This window comes from Kitasatospora sp. NPDC086791, from assembly GCF_040685975.1.
Classification (GTDB): Bacteria; Actinomycetota; Actinomycetes; order Streptomycetales; family Streptomycetaceae; genus Kitasatospora.
This window is the reverse complement of sequence record NZ_JBFBOC010000081.1, coordinates 1-1,384: the sequence shown is the minus strand read 5'-3', so window position 1 is coordinate 1,384 and position 1,384 is coordinate 1. Positions and strand designations below refer to the sequence as shown.

Annotated in this window: 1 protein-coding gene; it reads right to left on the bottom strand. The window is 73.5% G+C overall.

Translation table 11 applies throughout. The annotated features are described in order from the left end of the window. A partial coding sequence (locus AB0Q99_RS34305) for a beta-ketoacyl synthase N-terminal-like domain-containing protein (protein WP_363578189.1) occupies positions 1 to 1,384 on the bottom strand: 1,384 nt, incomplete at both ends.

Below are 1,384 nucleotides of genomic sequence, written 5' to 3'. Positions count from 1 at the left end.
TCCAACGCCCGCGCGAACACCGGGAACTCGCGATACAGACCCCGCCCCATCCCCGCCCACTGACCACCCTGACCGGAGAACACGAACGCCGACCTGCCCGAGTCGCGGGCTTCGCCGGTCACCAGCCCGGGATGCACCTCCCCGCTCAGCAGGGCCGCCAGTGCCTCCGGTCCGGTCACCATGGCCCGGTGGGCGAACCGGGTCCGCGCGGCGAGCGCGGCGGCGATTCCGTCCTCGTCGGGGGCCTTGGCCGCGTACGCCTGCAGCCTGCGGGCCTGGGCCCGGAGCGCCTGTTCGGACCTGGCCGACAGCAGCCACGGCACCGGCACCGCGGCCGCGGGGGCGGCAGGGGACTCGGGCGACGTCTCCTCGGCCGGGTCCGGGGCCGGTGCCTCCAGGATCACGTGCGCGTTCGTACCGCTGATACCGAACGCCGACACACCCGCACGACGGGGACGCCCCGTCTCCGGCCACGGCCGGGCCTCGGTCAGCAGCGAGACCTGGCCCGCCGACCAGTCGACGTGGGAGCTCGGCGCGTCGACGTGCAGCGTCGGCGGCAGTTGCCCGTGCCGCATCGCCATCACCATCTTGATCACGCCCGCGACACCGGCGGCGGCCTGCGTGTGGCCGATGTTCGACTTCACCGACCCCAGCCACAACGGCTCCACCCGGTCCCGGCCGTACGTCGCCAACAGCGCCTGCGCCTCGATGGGGTCACCGAGCGTCGTCCCCGTGCCGTGCGCCTCCACCGCGTCCACCTCGGACGCCTCCAGCCCGGCGTTGGCGAGGGCCTGACGGATCACCCGCTCCTGCGACGGACCGTTCGGCGCGGTCAGGCCGTTGGACGCACCGTCCTGGTTCACCGCGCTTCCCGCGACGACCGCCAACACCCGGTGACCGTTGCGGCGGGCGTCCGACAACCGCTCCAGCAGCACCAAGCCGGCGCCCTCACCCCAGGCCGTACCGTCGGCCGCCTCGGCGAACGCCTTCACCCGCCCATCGGCCGCAAGCCCCCGCTGGCGGGAGAAGTCGATGAAGGCGGCGGGTGTCGCCATGACCGTCACACCACCGGCCAGGGCCAGTGAGCACTCCCCCGAGCGCAGCGCCTGCGCCGCCAGGTGAATCGCCACCAGCGACGACGAGCACGCCGTGTCCACCGACACCGCCGGACCCTCCAGCCCCAGCAGGTACGACACCCGCCCGGAGGTCACACTCGTCGCCGTGCCGGTGGCCACATAGCCGTCCGCGTCGCGCGAGATCTGGTCCACTCCGCCCGCGTAGCCGGATGCCCAGATGCCGGTGAACACGCCCGTCCGGCTGCCCCGCAACGACGTCGGATCGATCCCCGCGTCCTCGAACGTCTCCCACACCGTCTCCAGCAGCA